The sequence below is a fragment of the Streptomyces sp. NBC_01591 genome, from assembly GCF_035918155.1.
Lineage (GTDB): Bacteria > Actinomycetota > Actinomycetes > Streptomycetales > Streptomycetaceae > Streptomyces.
The window spans coordinates 5,309,400-5,323,718 of record NZ_CP109327.1 but is presented as its reverse complement, the minus strand read 5'-3'; the positions used below and the strand labels follow the sequence as shown (position 1 = coordinate 5,323,718).

Here is a 14,319-nt window from a genome sequence, read left to right as displayed (position 1 = left end):
CCGGTCAGCCGCCGCCGGTGCCCGAGCAGCCGAAGCCGCCGCGTTCGACCGCGGACTTGTCGAAACTGCCGCCTTCCACCTTGCCGTTCTTGCTGCTGCCGCCGTAGTAGTACGAGCCCTTGCCGCTCTTGCACTCGTAGCTCGGCAGCTTGTCGCGGGTCAGCGGGTCGACGCACCGCTTGTCCGGCTCCGAACCGCAGGAGGTGATCATCGCCGCGAGCACCCCCATGCCGCCGAGCACCACAGTGCTCGACCTCAGCCTGCGTGCCATGTTTTCCGTCTCCCCCGCCATACGAATCCGGCCAGTGCGGCCATTCATCAGATTAAAGGGGTGCCGGGTGCGGCAGGAAGCGGGGGCACCAAACATCCCCAAGTCAGCCCGCCCCCCAATTGCCGGTCGGTCTTGGTCCGGAGAGCCGCTAGGGCAGCACCCGGCAGAGTGCGTCCAGCGCGCCCGCCCAGGCGCTGTCGGTCGGTGTTCCGTAGCCGATGACCAGTGCGTCGCGGCCCGGTGCTGCCTCCGGGTGCCGGAAGCGCGAGATCCCCTCCAGTGCCAGCCCCTGCCACGCCGCCGCCCGGAGCACCGACGGCTCGGTGCCCTCGGGCAGTTCGAGCACGGCGTGCAGCCCGGCCGCGATACCGCTGATCCGGACCCCGGGGGCCCGTTCCGCCAGTGTCGCGACGAGCTGGTCGCGGCGGTGCCGGTAGCGCAGCCGCATCGAGCGCACATGGCGGTCGTACGCGCCCGACTCGATGAACTCCGCGAGCGTCAGCTGGTCCAGCGCGCTCGACGACCAGTCGCTCATCCCCTTGGCCTCGGACACCTCCCCCACCAGCGCCTCCGGCAGCACCATCCACCCCAGGCGCAGCCCGGGGGCCAGCGACTTGCTCGTCGTCCCCAGGTGCACCACGCGCTCGGGGTCGAGGCCCTGGAGCGCGCCGACCGGCTGCCGGTCGTAGCGGAACTCGCCGTCGTAGTCGTCCTCCAGGATCAGCCCGCCCGTGCTGCGCGCCCAGTCCACGGCCGCGGCCCGCCGGTCGGGGTGGAGCGGGACCCCCGTCGGGAACTGGTGCGCGGGCGTCATCAGGACCGCGCCCACGCCGCGCAGGGCGGCCAGCTCACCGGTCCTCGCCCCGAGTCCGTCGACCGGCAGGCAGGGCAGCCGCAGTCCGGCGTCCCTGAGCAGGTTCCAGTGCACGTCCAGTCCGTACGACTCGACGGCCACTTCCCGCATTCGCCGCTTGCGCAGCACCGGCCCCATCAGTTTCAGCGCCTGCACGAAACCGGCGCAGATCATGATCCGCTCCGGGTCCGCGTACACACCGCGGGCCCGTGCGAGATAGTCGGCGAGCACGGTGCGCAGTTCGATGCGCCCGCGCGGATCGCCGTACCCGAAGGCGTCGTTGGGGGCGGCCGTGAGGGCGCGCCGGGACGCCTTGAGCCAGTCGGCGCGCGGGAACGTCGAGAGGTCGGGCGATCCGCCCAGCAGGTTGTGGGCGGGCCGGGACCGCACCCCCCGGACCCGCGTGGTCCTGGTGGCCGGCCGACGCGGCTCGGCCCGCTGAGCCACCCGGGTGCCCGAGCCCTGCCGGGCGGTGAGCCACCCCTCGGCGACCAGTTCCGCGTAGGCGTCGGCGACGGTGTTCCGGGCGATGCCGAGGTCGGCGGCGAGGCTGCGGGACGACGGCAGCCGGGTGCCGGGCGCCAGGCGCCCCGTCCGTACGGCCTCGCGCAGCGCGTCCATGAGCCCGGCCCGCAGCCCTGCCGCACCGGTCGTCTCAAGATGCAGGTCGGCGCCGAAAGTGGCCCATGAATCCGTCATGGAAATGGACCATACCGGTGCGCCATCCGCCCCGTAACGTCGTACCCATGACGACGAACGAGCACAGCCACCCGACCTCCGGCCTCAACCCCGAGCACGCCCCCCGCATGCAGTCCTGGGCCGAGCTCGCTCCCGATGTCTACAAGGCCATGGTCCGGTTGGACGCGGCGTCCCGTAAGGGCCTCGACCCGGTCGTGGCGGAGCTGGTGAAGATCCGCGCCTCTCAGCTGAACCACTGCGCGTTCTGCCTCGACATGCACACCAAGGACGCGCTCGCGGCCGGCGAGACCACCGAGCGGATCATCCAGCTCAGCGCGTGGGAGGAGTCGCAGCACTTCTACACGCCCAAGGAGATCGCGGCCATCGAGCTGACCGAGGCGGTGACGGTGCTGACCGACGGTTTCGTGCCGGACGAGGTGTGGGAGAGGGCCGCGAAGCACTTCGACGAGACCGAGCTCGCCCATCTCATCGCCGCGATCACTACGATCAACGCCTGGAACCGCTTCGCCGTGACCACCCGCATGGTCCCCGGTCACTACAAGCCGGGCGACATCAAGCACTGACCCGGCAGGCCGGCCCGTCGGCCCGTTCCGCACCGCGCCACCACTCGACACTCCCACAGGAGCCCCGCGTGACCGCATCCGTCCTCCGCACCCTGCACCACGGCCGCACTCCCGGCGACCCGCTGGTCGTCCCCGGTCCGTGGGACGCGGCGAGTGCACGCGTCTTCGTCGACGCGGGCTTCCCTGCGCTCGCCACACCCAGCGCCGGGGTCGCGGCCTCGCTGGGTTACGAGGACGGGGAGACGCCCGCCGACGAGATGTTCGCGGCCGTGGCCAGGATCGTGCGGGCCGTCCCGGCCGCCGTGCCCGTCTCGGCGGACATCGAGGCGGGTTACGGACTGGCCCCGAAGGAGCTGGTGGAGCGGCTCCTCGACGCCGGAGCCGTCGGCTGCAATCTGGAGGACTCGGCCGACGGCACCCTCGTCGATGCCCGGCGACAGGCGGACCGGCTCGCGGAGGTGCGGACGGTCGCGGGCGACGCGCTCTTCATCAACGCCCGCGTCGACACCTACGTCCGCGGTGTCCCCGACGGCACGGACCAGGAGGCGGAGACCGTCCGTCGCGCCCTGCTGTACGTGGCGGCGGGCGCGGACTGCGTCTATCCGATCATGGCCCCGCCCGAGGCGCTGCCCCGGCTGGCCGCCGCCGTCCCGGCCCCGCTCAACGCCTTGGCCCGGCCGGACGGCCCGACGCCGCGCCGGCTGGGCGAGCTGGGCGCCACCCGGATCACCTTCGGCCCCGGGTTGCAGCGCCGGGCCATGGCGGCCGTACGCGAGATCGCGGACGAGCTGCGGGAGGGCTAGGCCCTGTCGTCCGGGTCAGGCCCGTCGGCCGCCGAAGGCCGCCAGGGTCCGTTCCAGCATCGGCATGGCCCGCACCACGTTGCGGGAGCGGATCAGGGCGTCCCAGGCGGGCTCGAACTTCTTCCAGCCGCCCGAGTACGCCAGGTGCCTGAGCCGTTCGTGGGTGCCCGGCTGGGCGGCCGCACCGCGCCATATGTTGGACCACCGGTAGAAGTCGCGGTACGCGCGCCAGTACCCGTCCTCCAGCTGGCGCGGCGTCATGCCCTTCGGGCGGTAGACGACATGGCGGGTGTCGTAGAGGTCCCACTCCCGGTGGACGATCCGACCCTCGGCCTCCATCTGCTTCCACAGACCGGTGGACGGATACGGCGTCATGATGTGGAAGGTGGCCGTCTCGATGCCCTGCTCGACGGCCCACTCCACCGTACGGTCGAAGACGTCCGGGCCGTCGTGGTCGAGCCCGAAGACGAAGCTGGCGTTGACCATGACCCCGGCGTCATGGAGCCGGCGGACGGCGGCCGCGTAGTCCTTGCCGATGTTCTGGTCCTTGCGCCGTTCGGCGAGGTTCGCGCTGTTGACGGTCTCGAAGCCGACGAACAGGCTGCGCAGCCCCGCGTCCACGGCGCGCTCCAGCAGATCCGGCTGGAGCACGGACTTCACGGTGCCGGCCGCCTGCCAGAGCCGTCCCATGCCGGCCATCCCGTCGAACAATGCCTCGGCGAAGCGGCGGTTGCCGAGCAGATGGTCGTCGAGGAAGTACAGGTGCCTGCCGGGCAGCCGCTCGATCTCGGCGAGCGCGTCGTCCACGGCCTGGGTGTAGAAGGACTTTCCGCCCTCGAAGAAGGCGTCCTTGTAACAGAAGTCGCAGTGGTGCGGGCAACCGCGCGAGACGACGATCGAGTTCGGCACCAGATACAGGTGGCGCTTGATCAGGTCCCGCCGCACCGGCGGCAGCCCGGCCAGGGTGCGCAGCTTCGAGTCGTACCGGCGGCCCGGCACCCCGTCCCGGAACTCCTTGAGGAACAGCGGCCAGGTGTCCTCGCCCGGCCCGGTGAAGATCGTGTCGGCGTGCGCCGCGGCCTCGTCCGGCAATGAGGTCACGTGGAGGCCGCCCATGGCGACGTGGACGCCCCGGGCCCGGAAGTGATCGGCGATCTCGTAACCGCGCCGCGCGGAGGTGATGTACGGCTGGACGACCAGGAGATCGGGGCTGTCGAGCGCCTCGATGTCGACCCGCTCGACGTGTTCGTCGAGGAGCGTCACCTCGTCGTCCGGGTCGAGGTACCCGGCGAGGGTCGCCAGGCCGAGCGGCGGGAAGAGCGAGTACTTGATGGGCCGGAACAGCGGACTGGTCGCCTCTGTCAGGGCCGGAAGGATCATCGTCACGCGCATGACAGCCCAGACTCGGCAAAGGGTGCGGTCAGTTCCCGGCCACGGCCACCTGTATACGCGACCGCCCCCGGCAGCGGGCGCTGCCGGGGGCGACGGGATACGCGTGGAGAGGCGTACGGATCAGATCAGGCCGAGCTCGCGAACCGCGTCGCGCTCCTCGGTGAGCTCCTTCACCGAGGCGTCGATCCGCGCACGGGAGAAGTCGTTGATGTCCAGGCCCTGGACGATCTCGTACTTGCCGTCCTTCGTGGTGACCGGGAAGGAGGAGATGAGGCCCTCGGGGACACCGTAGGAGCCGTCCGACGGGATGCCCATCGAGGTCCAGTCGCCCTCGGCGGTGCCATTGACCCAGGTGTGCACGTGGTCGATGGCGGCGTTGGCGGCCGAGGCGGCCGAGGACGCGCCACGGGCCTCGATGATCGCGGCGCCGCGCTTGGCGACGGTCGGGATGAAGGTGTCGGCCAGCCACGCCTCGTCGTTGACGACCTCGGCGGCGTTCTTGCCCGCGATCTCCGCGTGGAAGACGTCCGGGTACTGGGTCGCCGAGTGGTTGCCCCAGATGGTCAGGCGCTTGATGTCGGAGACCGTGGTGCCGGTCTTCTTCGCCAGCTGCGTCAGCGCCCGGTTGTGGTCCAGACGGGTCATCGCGGTGAAGCGCTCGGCCGGTACGTCCGGGGCCGAGGCCTGCGCGATGAGCGCGTTGGTGTTGGCCGGGTTGCCGACGACGAGGACCTTGATGTCGTCCGCGGCGTTGTCGTTGATGGCCTTGCCCTGCGGCTTGAAGATGCCACCGTTGGCGGAGAGCAGGTCGCCGCGCTCCATGCCCTTGGTGCGCGGTCGGGCGCCGACCAGCAGGGCGACGTTGGCACCGTCGAACGCCTGGTTGGCGTCGTCGGTGATCTCGATGCCGCGCAGCAACGGGAACGCGCAGTCGTCGAGCTCCATGGCGGTGCCCTCGGCGGCCTTCAGGGCCGGGGTGATCTCCAGGAGGCGCAGGTTGACCGGCACGTCCGGGCCGAGCAGGTGGCCGGAGGCGATGCGGAAGAGCAGCGCGTAGCCGATCTGGCCGGCTGCGCCGGTCACGGTGACATTCACGGGAGTGCGGGTCATGGCGATCTCCGTTAGACAGCTGGCGGTGGGGGTCCCTGCCCCTGGTGCTGGACATCCCTGATCTGAATCTTGATGTGAAGAGATATCCAGCGATCAGGCTATCCGACCCGGAACCTCCCGGCGGCCCGGCCCCCTGTGGCACCGCACACAACCCGTCACACAGCGCTCACCCGGCCGAGTCCGGGCCGCCCGGGAGGCGGCGGCCCGGTGGCGGCGCCCGTACGGCCCGCCGTCAGCGCCCCGGCCCGGTCAGCAGCACCGCCGCGGCCAGCACCAGCAGCGCGCCGACCGCGCCCACGAGGAGCACGGCCGTCCGTCTTCGGCCGCCACCGGGTCGGACCGCGCCCGGATCCCTCGTCCCGCGGCTGCCCTGACCCCCGCGACAACGTGACGTTCTGGGGTGGAAGTGTCACGTCCTGGCGCGACACCGTCCCGTCCTGGCGCGGCTCGGAGCGGCTCCAGGCCCGCCTTCGCCGCGCGCCCCCGCTCCACGCCCTCGGGCCGGGCTCCGTTGCCTGACGATCACACGGTGGCGGAATGGTCACTTCCGTGCCACAGGCCACAGGCATCCCTTGAACCGGAGTCACCCCGTCGACAAGGCTGAAGTCCGGACGGGGCAAGGCCGCTCAAGTCACCGCATTCCGGGGCGTTTACGTTCCGGTGGGCCCCGATACCGGTGTCCGTCCCTTCTCGGGGGAGGGGACGGACACCGTTCCGAGCGGATCAGCCGGCCGTACGGGCGGGCTCACGCGGGCGGGCCCATACGGGCGGGCTCAGCGGATCGTGAAGTGGACCGCCTGTTCCAGGAACGGAATGTCCAGCCACGGCTTGGGCTGCGCCACCAGCGCGAGCATCACGATGAGGAAGCCGAGCAGCCCGTACGTCACCAGGTCGGTGAAGCGGGAACGTACCGCCAGCATGCCCACCGACGGCACCACGAGCCGCAGCACGGCACCCCCGATGAGGGCGACGCCGATCAGCATCGTGCCGATCCGGAAGGCTTCGTCGAACGGGTCGAGGGCCACGATCAGCAGCCCGATCCCGGCCGTGCAGAGCACGGCGAGCAGCGGCCACTGACGGGCCGGGGCGGGTGCGTCCCCGGACGCGGCCCTGCCCCCGCCCTCGGGGCGCGCGGTGTCCCGGGTGAACGACGGGAACCGCCGCGACGGCCGCGGACCGTCGGCCGCCGCCTCACCGGCGGTGTCGTCACGGGTCGCGGCCACGGCCTGATCCGGTGCGGCCTCGCCCGCCGTCCCCTCGCCCGCCGTCCCCTCGCCCGCCGTCCCCTCGTCCGCCGTCCCCTCGCCCGACACGCTCTCATCCGCGCCCGGCGCGTCAGCGCGCGACTGCTCCGCGGACGTGCCGTCCGCCTCGGCGGCCGGGTCGGCCGGGTCGGCCGGACTCGTACCAGCACCCATGGGGTTCCCTCCGGATCGGGTAGGCCGGCTCAGACGGCGGCGGCCGCGTCGCGCTCGGCCGCCTCGACCACGTTGACGAGGAGCTGGGCGCGGGTCATCGGGCCGACACCGCCCGGGTTCGGGGAGAGCCAGGCGGCGACCTCGGCCACGCCCGGGTGGACGTCCCCGACGATCTTGCCGTTCTCGTCCCGGCTGACGCCGACGTCGAGCACGGCGGCGCCCGGCTTCACGTCCTCGGGCTTGATGATGTGCGGCACCCCGGCGGCGGCGACGATGATGTCGGCCTGCTTGAGCTGGGCGGAGAGATCACGCGTACCGGTGTGGCACTGGGTGACGGTGGCGTTCTCGGACTTACGGGTCAGCAGCAGCGGGATGGAGCGGCCGATGGTGACACCGCGGCCGACGACCACGACGTGCGCCCCGTTGATCTCCACACCGTGGTGGCGGAGCAGCTGGACGACGCCCTGCGGGGTGCAGGGCAGCGGGCCCGTCTCGTTCAGCACGAGCCGGCCGAGGTTCATCGGGTGGAGGCCGTCGGCGTCCTTGGCCGGGTCCATCAGTTCCAGGACGCGGTTGGTGTCGATCCCCCTGGGAAGGGGCAGCTGCACGATGTACCCCGTGCACTCGGGGTTGGCGTTGAGTTCCCGTACGACGTCCTCGATCTCCTCCTGGGTGGCGGTGTCGGGGAGTTCGCGCTGGATGGAGGCGATGCCGACCTGCGCGCAGTCGCGGTGCTTGCCGTTCACGTACCACCGGCTGCCCGGGTCGTCCCCGACGAGCAGGGTTCCCAGGCCAGGGGTGATGCCCCGCGCCTTGAGGGCCGCCACGCGGACGGTGAGATCGGACTTGATCGCGGCTGCGGTGGCCTTGCCATCGAGAATCTGGGCAGTCATGTCCCCATACTCGCGGATGACCCCGCCCGCGTACCAATTCGGGTACCGGGGGCGTACGCGATGTTGCACTTGCGCAACATCGACCGCCGCGACTGGACAAACTTACATTCCACTTATAACGATTATGGCCGCAGTGCCGCAGAAGTACCGGGGGGCGGACCACTGACTCTTCTTTCCTCCGTGCGGCCGCATCGTCCCCGCACGCACGTTGGAGGAACGCCCAGATGAGTTTCGGCGACCCGAACCCGAATCCGAACAACCCTTACGGCCAGCAGCCGAACCAGCCGCCGCAGGGTCAGCCGGGTTACGGCTACCCGCAGGCGCCGCAGGGCGTACCGCCGCAGCAGGGCCAGCCGGGCTACGGCTACCCGCAGCAGCCTGGCCAGCCGCAGGGCCAGCCGGGTTACGGCTACCCGCCCCAGCAGCCGGGCGGCACCCTCCAGGCCAACAACGGCTACATCAACGTCGCGGGCCTCGGCACCGTCGAACTCGCCACGATGGGGCGTCGCCTGGGCGCGCGTGCGCTGGACGGTGTCGCGTACGGCATCCTCTACTTGATCTTCTCGGCGATCGGCGTCGCTAGCCTCGTGGGCGCCTCGGAGTCCATCGACGACTGCAGCAGCTACTCGTACGGCACCGAGTCCTACACCCAGTGCATGAACGACGCGGCCGACGCCAGCGTCGGCATCGTCGCGGGCTTCTTCGGCTTCATCGCCGTGTTCGCGCTGATCGCGCTGCTCTACGAATGGCTGATGGTCTCCATCTGGGGCGCCACGCTCGGCAAGATGGTCCTCAACGTCAAGGTCGTCAAGGAGAGCACCGGCCAGGCCCCCGGTCTGGGTGCGGGCTTCATCCGCTGGATCATCCCGATGGTCGGCTCGCTCTTCTGCGGTCTCGGCACGCTGCTGGTCTACCTCTCCCCCTTCTTCGACAACTCGGGCAAGCTCCAGGGCTGGCACGACCGCGCCGGCAGCACGATCGTCATCAAGACGAAGTGAGCATGCTGAAGGTGTAACCACCCTCACCGCATTGCGAAGGCCGCCAATTCCCCACTCGTTCCGGGGAATTGGCGGCCTTCCGTCTTACCCGGGCTGCCCGGGTGCACCTCGTATCAGTGGAAGAAGTGCCGCGTACCCGTGAAGTACATCGTCACGCCCGCCTTCTTCGCGGCCTCGACGACCAGCTCGTCACGGACCGAACCGCCGGGCTGGGCCACGGCCTTGATGCCCGCGGCGGTCAGGATCTCCAGCCCGTCCGGGAACGGGAAGAACGCGTCGGAGGCGGCGTACGCACCGCGCGCCCGCTCCTCGCCCGCCCGCTCGACGGCCAGCTTCGCGGAGTCGACGCGGTTGACCTGCCCCATGCCGACGCCGACCGAGGCGCCGTCCTTGGCGAGCAGGATCGCGTTGGACTTGACCGCGCGACAGGCCTTCCACGCGAAGGCGAGCTCCTTCAGCTCGTCCGCGGAGAGGGCCTCGCCGGTGGCGAGGGTCCAGTTGGCCGGGTCGTCGCCCTCGGCCTGGAGGCGGTCGGTGACCTGGAGCAGCGCGCCGCCGTCGATCGGCTTGACCTCGACCGGGGCGGTCGGGGCGTCGGGGCAGCGCAGCACGCGGATGTTCTTCTTGCGGGCCAGGACCTCGACCGCGCCGTCCTCGTACGCCGGGGCGACGATGACCTCGGTGAAGATCTCCGCGACCTGCTCGGCCATGGCGACGGTCACCGGACGGTTGACGGCGATGACACCGCCGAAGGCCGACAGCGGGTCACAGGCGTGCGCGTTGCGGTGCGCCTCGGCGACATCGTCGGCGATGGCGATGCCGCACGGGTTGGCGTGCTTGATGATCGCGACGCACGGCTCGGCGTGGTCGTACGCGGCCCGGCGCGCGGCGTCGGTGTCCGTGTAGTTGTTGTACGACATCTCCTTGCCGTGCAGCTGCTCCGCCTCGGCCAGGCCGCCGGCGCCGGAGGTGTAGAGCGCGGCGGGCTGGTGCGGGTTCTCGCCGTACCGCAGGACGTTCTTGCGCTCGTACGTCGCGCCGAAGAAGTCGGGGAAGCCCGAGTCGTCGGCGGCCGCGTAGTCGTCCGCGAACCAGGAGGCCACGGCCACGTCGTACGCGGCGGTGTGCTGGAACGCCTCGGCGGCCAGGCGCTTGCGGGTGGCCAGGTCGAAGCCGCCCGCCTTGACCGCGGCGAGGACGTCGGCGTACCGCTCGGGGCTGGTGACGACGGCCACGGACGGGTGGTTCTTGGCGGCGGCGCGGACCATGGACGGGCCGCCGATGTCGATCTGCTCCACGCACTCGTCGGCGGAGGCGCCGGAGGCGACGGTCTCCTTGAACGGGTAGAGGTTGACGACCACCAGGTCGAACGGCTCCACGCCCAGCTCGGCGAGCTGCTCGCGGTGGGCGTCCAGGCGGAGGTCGGCGAGGATGCCGGCGTGGACGCGCGGGTGCAGCGTCTTGACGCGGCCGTCGAGGCACTCGGGGAAGCCGGTGAGCTCCTCGACCTTGGTGACCGGGACCCCGGCGGCGGCGATCTTCCCGGCGGTGGAGCCGGTGGAGACGAGCTCGACACCCGCCTCGTGCAGACCGCGGGCGAGGTCTTCCAGCCCCGTCTTGTCGTAGACACTGACCAGGGCGCGGCGGATGGGCTTATTCACCGACATGACCGAGATGAACCTTTCGTCCCTCAATACGATAGCCGTCACGGGCGAGCCGCCCCACGGCCTCGACGAGCAGCTTGCGCTCGATTTCCTTGATGCGTTCGTGGAGGGCCGCTTCGCCCTCCGCCGTGTCCTCCTCGGTCACCTCGACCACGCCCTGCGCGATGATCGGACCGGTGTCGACGCCGTCGTCGACGAAGTGGACGGTGCACCCGGTGACCTTCACGCCGTGCGCGAGTGCGTCGCGCACCCCGTGGGCACCGGGAAAGCTGGGGAGCAGGGCGGGGTGGGTGTTGATGAACCGGCCGCCGAACCGGGCGAGGAACTCCTTGCCCACGATCTTCATGAACCCCGCGGACACCACGAGGTCCGGTCGGTGTGCGGCCGTCTCGGCCGCGAGTGCCGCGTCCCACTCCTCGCGGGTGGCGTGGTCCTTGACCCTGCACACGAAGGTCGGCAGTCCGGCGCGCTCCGCCCGTTCCAGACCGACGATGCCGGGGCGGTCGGCGCCGACCGCGACGATCTGCGCGCCGAAGCCCTCGGGGTCGTCACCGATGGCGTCGAGCAGGGCTTGAAGGTTCGTACCTGAACCGGAGACCAGCACGACCAGGCGTGCCGGGGCGGTGGAGGGGGGCGGGGAGGCCACGGCTGGGCCCTTTCTCGCGTGGTGAAGCAGAGTGACGCTGATTTGTATGGTCGTACGAAAGAACCGAGCCCCTCGATACGGGGAACTCTACGAACCAGCCGACCGTCAGCAACGATACCGGCACCTCAGGGGACCCCCCACGGGACGGGGGTGGACGGCAGTCGGCCCGGCTCCGGGGAGGAGCAGCGGGCCCGGGGGACGGATATCGGCCGTTCGGGCCTCGCTCCCAGCTTTCGGCCTTTCCTGGCCGGGAGGTAGCGTCAGGGGACAGCGAACCGTCCACAGGGGCGGAAATGACGAGATGGGGAAGACGTTCACCACATGCCGGACCGACGCCGCCGCACCGCCTTCCGCCACCCGCTGCCCGAGCGGACCTCACTGCTGATGCGGGAGCGCCAGTCCTCCACGGGCTCTTCCTCTTCCTCTTCCAGCTCCTCCGGCTCCGCCGGCACGTCGGGGTCTTCCGGACAGGCGGACGACAACCCGTTCGCCGCGCCGCCCGAGAACCGGCCCGACCAGCCCTGGCAGCCCCGCCGCCCCTCGAACACCGGAAACGGGAACGGTAACGGGGGCGGGGGCGGGAACGGCCAGGGCGACGGTGACGGATCCGCCGAGGGCGGCTCCTCCGGCGACCGCCCGGTCTGGGGCGGCCAGTGGAGCAGCCGGCAGCCCGGTCGTCAGAGCGGCGGCTTCGGCGGCCGTCCCGGCGGCCAGGGCGGGCAGAACGGCCAGGGCGGGCCCGAGGGCAGCCCCGGCGGGATGCGCTGGGACCCGACCGACCCCGCCCAGCGCCGCGCGCGCTACGCGCTGCTGTCCGGTATGTGGGCCTTCTTCTTCGCGCTCTTCGACTTCCCGGAGATCGCCCTGCTGCTCGGCGCACTCGCCGTGTACTGGGCGATCAGCTCGCTCCGGGCGAAGCCGAAGAGCGCGTCCACCGCGGCGGCCGACGGCTCCGGCCAGGCGTCGGGTTCCACCCAGGCAACCGGTGCCGCGGCTTCCGGCCGGGTACCGGCGCCCGGATCCACGCCCGGCGCCCCCGGCGCTCCGGGCGGCGGCAGGCAGCAGACCACGGCCGCGGTCAGCGGCCTGGTGACGGCCCTGCTCGCGCTCTCGATCGTCGCGACGACCTTTACGGTGCAGCTCGTCTACCGCGACTACTACACCTGCGTGAACGACGCCCTGACCAAGTCCGGCCAGCTGTCCTGCAACGACCAGCTGCCGAAGCCGCTGGAGCCCTTCTTCGGCGTCAAGAACTAGGGGCGTTCGTCCCCGGACGGCCCGGCCTCCTCCTGCCGGGCCGTCCGCTCGTGCCAGGGGTCGGTCGGCAGGAAGTCGTACGGTTCGAAGTCCTCGTCCGCGGCGGACGTACGGCCGGCGGGCGGCACGGGCGCCGGCGACGCGGCGCCGGCCGCGAGGGAGGCCGCAACAGGTGTGTACCCGGGGGAGCCGACGGACGGGGGCGCCGACTCGTCCCCCGGCGCCGGCCCGGCCACCTCACCGCCACCCCGGCCTCCGAACCGCTGCCACCACCGCCGGCCACCACCGCTCGGCTCCCGCGACGCCTCCTCGGATTCGGACACCGGCATCGACTCCGACCGCGGTTCCGGTTCGGGCTCCAGCTCCGGCTCCGGTACTGCGGCCTTCTCCGGCACCGCGACGCCGGCTGCCCCGGCTCCGTACGCCGCTTCCTCCCCCTCCCCCGCCGCCGACACCGTGCCGCGCTCCCGCAGCCGCCAGGCCCGGAGCAGCAGCGCGCCGGGGACGCCGAGCAGCGCCGTCCACCCCAGAGCCGCCAGGCCCGTGAGCCACCACACCGGCCCGAACTCCGTCAGCGCCCGGGTGCCGAGCGGCCCCCCGGCGGCCGCTGCCAGCACCGCCGCACCGGCCCCGCACCCCACCGCCGCCAGGCCGGCCGCCAGCGCGGTCTCCCGCAGGCTCCAGGCGTCCTCCCGGGCGACGTGCGAGGGCGCGGCCCGCCGTACGGTGAACCAGGCGACCGTCACCCCGGCCGCGACCGGCACCGCGGCGGCCGACCAGTTCAGGGCCGTTCCCGGGCCCTCGGCGGGCATCGCGGCGAGCAGCGGGAAACGGGGCAGCGCAGGGGGTCCCGAGAAGGCGAGCGGGGTGACCGTGGACGCCGTACCGAGCGCGAAACCCGGCCCGAGCCCGTACGCCGCGCCCCACACCGCCGCGTTCGGCACCAGCACCAGCGCGAGCAGGAACACCGAGACCCGGCCCGCCCAGTCGCCCGAGAGCTGGACGAACGACTGCTGGACGGGCTGCGCATGCCACACCAGCGCCACCGCGACGAGCAGCGCACCGCCGCCGACCAGCACCGCCACCCCGGCCGCCGCCGACCGGCACACCGTCCCCGCGCGCTCCCTGAACCAGCTGCGCGCCAGTGCCTCGTGCAGGCTCACCGGCGCCCAGGACGGCGGCGGCCCGACCGGGCGCCCGGCCGCCGTCCAGACCCCGGCCGCCGCCGCGCCCGCCACCACGACGGCCGACGGGAAGAGCAGCGACGGCAGGCGCACGGACAGCCAACCGCCCCGGACGTAGTACGCGACAGCCGCCCCGACCAGCAGATATCCACCGACGACCATGGCGAACGCGCCCACCGCCGAGGGGACCGGGCGCCCCTCGTCCGGCACCAGGACATCCCGCGCCGCCCGGTGCACCAGCCACACCGGCACCACGGCGAGCAGCAGCGGAACGAGGCCCACCGGGGCGGGGACCCCGCTGAGCGTGTCGGCCCTGATCAGCTCGGCGCCATGGGCGAGGAGCCAGAGCCCGGCCGCCGCGTGGAGCGCACCGCCGGGGCTGCTGTCGGAGTCCGGGGAGCCGATCCACAGCGCCAGGACGAGGACGGAGACAGAGCCCAGTCCCAGCCCGGCCGCAACCGCTCCACGCAGAAGGGCGAAGGCCAGCACGGTGGACCGGCCCTGCTCAGCCGACAACGACGGGCTGCTTTCGGTCACTTGGGTCACACCGACATGCTCCCAACGACAC

Annotated in this window: 13 protein-coding genes; 4 read left to right on the top strand and 9 right to left on the bottom strand. The window is 71.9% G+C overall.

Annotated features, from left to right (window positions below; translation table 11 throughout):
- Positions 1-4: 4 nt before the first annotated feature.
- Both OG978_RS24925 and pdxR read right to left on the bottom strand, forming a co-directional pair.
- Positions 5-271: a hypothetical protein gene (locus tag OG978_RS24925; RefSeq protein ID WP_326767322.1), complete on the bottom strand. Its 267-nt coding sequence runs from the start codon at positions 269-271 to the stop codon at positions 5-7.
- A gap of 148 nt (positions 272-419) precedes the next feature.
- Positions 420-1,823, bottom strand: a complete 1,404-nt coding sequence (gene pdxR, locus OG978_RS24920) for a MocR-like pyridoxine biosynthesis transcription factor PdxR (protein ID WP_326767321.1) — start codon at positions 1,821-1,823, stop codon at positions 420-422.
- Positions 1,824-1,870: 47 nt separating this feature from the next.
- On the opposite strand from pdxR, the gene OG978_RS24915 reads away from it, so the two are divergent.
- Together OG978_RS24915 and OG978_RS24910 are read left to right on the top strand one after the other, a co-directional pair.
- Entirely contained in the window at positions 1,871-2,386 is a 516-nt protein-coding gene (locus tag OG978_RS24915; protein WP_326767320.1) for a carboxymuconolactone decarboxylase family protein, read from the top strand.
- Positions 2,387-2,454: 68 nt separating this feature from the next.
- Entirely contained in the window at positions 2,455-3,189 is a 735-nt protein-coding gene (locus OG978_RS24910) for an isocitrate lyase/PEP mutase family protein (RefSeq protein WP_326767319.1), read from the top strand.
- A 15-nt stretch (positions 3,190-3,204) separates the two neighbouring features.
- Here the strand turns inward: OG978_RS24910 and OG978_RS24905 are convergent, their stop codons facing one another.
- From OG978_RS24905 to OG978_RS24890, 4 genes are all read right to left on the bottom strand, one after another.
- The gene (locus OG978_RS24905) at positions 3,205-4,581 is read right to left on the bottom strand and encodes a B12-binding domain-containing radical SAM protein (RefSeq protein WP_326767318.1); all 1,377 of its coding nucleotides are present in this window, start codon (positions 4,579-4,581) and stop codon (positions 3,205-3,207) included.
- Positions 4,582-4,701: 120 nt separating this feature from the next.
- On the bottom strand, positions 4,702-5,691 hold the full coding sequence (locus OG978_RS24900) for a malate dehydrogenase (protein ID WP_326767317.1): 990 nt from the start codon (positions 5,689-5,691) through the stop codon (positions 4,702-4,704).
- Positions 5,692-6,464: 773 nt separating this feature from the next.
- The gene (locus OG978_RS24895) at positions 6,465-7,109 is read right to left on the bottom strand and encodes a DUF3017 domain-containing protein (RefSeq protein WP_326767316.1); all 645 of its coding nucleotides are present in this window, start codon (positions 7,107-7,109) and stop codon (positions 6,465-6,467) included.
- 29 nt (positions 7,110-7,138) lie between these two features.
- Positions 7,139-8,002 carry a bifunctional methylenetetrahydrofolate dehydrogenase/methenyltetrahydrofolate cyclohydrolase gene (locus OG978_RS24890; RefSeq protein WP_326767315.1) on the bottom strand — a complete coding sequence of 288 codons (864 nt, stop codon included), beginning with the start codon at positions 8,000-8,002 and terminating at the stop codon, positions 7,139-7,141.
- Between the two features lie 224 nt (positions 8,003-8,226).
- Between OG978_RS24890 and OG978_RS24885 the strand changes: the two genes are divergently transcribed.
- Positions 8,227-9,000 carry an RDD family protein gene (locus tag OG978_RS24885; protein ID WP_326767314.1) on the top strand — a complete coding sequence of 258 codons (774 nt, stop codon included), beginning with the start codon at positions 8,227-8,229 and terminating at the stop codon, positions 8,998-9,000.
- Positions 9,001-9,113: 113 nt separating this feature from the next.
- Here the strand turns inward: OG978_RS24885 and purH are convergent, their stop codons facing one another.
- Positions 9,114-10,667, bottom strand: coding sequence for a bifunctional phosphoribosylaminoimidazolecarboxamide formyltransferase/IMP cyclohydrolase (gene purH / locus OG978_RS24880; RefSeq protein ID WP_326767313.1), 1,554 nt, complete (start codon positions 10,665-10,667; stop codon positions 9,114-9,116).
- A complete protein-coding gene (purN, locus tag OG978_RS24875) occupies positions 10,654-11,310 on the bottom strand; it encodes a phosphoribosylglycinamide formyltransferase (protein ID WP_326767312.1) in 657 nt (218 codons plus the stop codon). The genes purH and purN overlap by 14 nt, the downstream gene beginning before the upstream one ends.
- Before the next feature lie 321 nt (positions 11,311-11,631).
- On the opposite strand from purN, the gene OG978_RS24870 reads away from it, so the two are divergent.
- Positions 11,632-12,567 carry a hypothetical protein gene (locus OG978_RS24870; RefSeq protein WP_326767311.1) on the top strand — a complete coding sequence of 312 codons (936 nt, stop codon included), beginning with the start codon at positions 11,632-11,634 and terminating at the stop codon, positions 12,565-12,567.
- Here OG978_RS24870 and OG978_RS24865 read toward each other — a convergent pair.
- The gene (locus tag OG978_RS24865) at positions 12,564-14,288 is read right to left on the bottom strand and encodes a cell division protein PerM (protein ID WP_326770151.1); all 1,725 of its coding nucleotides are present in this window, start codon (positions 14,286-14,288) and stop codon (positions 12,564-12,566) included. The two genes, OG978_RS24870 and OG978_RS24865, sit on opposite strands and share 4 nt — an antisense overlap.
- Positions 14,289-14,319 lie beyond the last annotated feature (31 nt).

Excerpts from the sequence above, each read along its gene's own strand:
- OG978_RS24890 (WP_326767315.1), bottom strand. The coding sequence starts at position 8,002 with ATGACTGCCCAGATTCTCGATGGCAAGGCCACCGCAGCCGCGATCAAG.
- purH (WP_326767313.1), bottom strand. The coding sequence starts at position 10,667 with ATGTCGGTGAATAAGCCCATCCGCCGCGCCCTGGTCAGTGTCTACGAC.
- OG978_RS24870 (WP_326767311.1), top strand. The coding sequence starts at position 11,632 with ATGCCGGACCGACGCCGCCGCACCGCCTTCCGCCACCCGCTGCCCGAG.
- OG978_RS24925 (WP_326767322.1), bottom strand. The coding sequence starts at position 271 with ATGGCACGCAGGCTGAGGTCGAGCACTGTGGTGCTCGGCGGCATGGGG.
- OG978_RS24895 (WP_326767316.1), bottom strand. The coding sequence starts at position 7,109 with ATGGGTGCTGGTACGAGTCCGGCCGACCCGGCCGACCCGGCCGCCGAG.
- OG978_RS24885 (WP_326767314.1), top strand. The coding sequence starts at position 8,227 with ATGAGTTTCGGCGACCCGAACCCGAATCCGAACAACCCTTACGGCCAG.
- OG978_RS24905 (WP_326767318.1), bottom strand. The coding sequence starts at position 4,581 with ATGCGCGTGACGATGATCCTTCCGGCCCTGACAGAGGCGACCAGTCCG.
- OG978_RS24900 (WP_326767317.1), bottom strand. The coding sequence starts at position 5,691 with ATGACCCGCACTCCCGTGAATGTCACCGTGACCGGCGCAGCCGGCCAG.
- OG978_RS24915 (WP_326767320.1), top strand. The coding sequence starts at position 1,871 with ATGACGACGAACGAGCACAGCCACCCGACCTCCGGCCTCAACCCCGAG.
- pdxR (WP_326767321.1), bottom strand. The coding sequence starts at position 1,823 with ATGACGGATTCATGGGCCACTTTCGGCGCCGACCTGCATCTTGAGACG.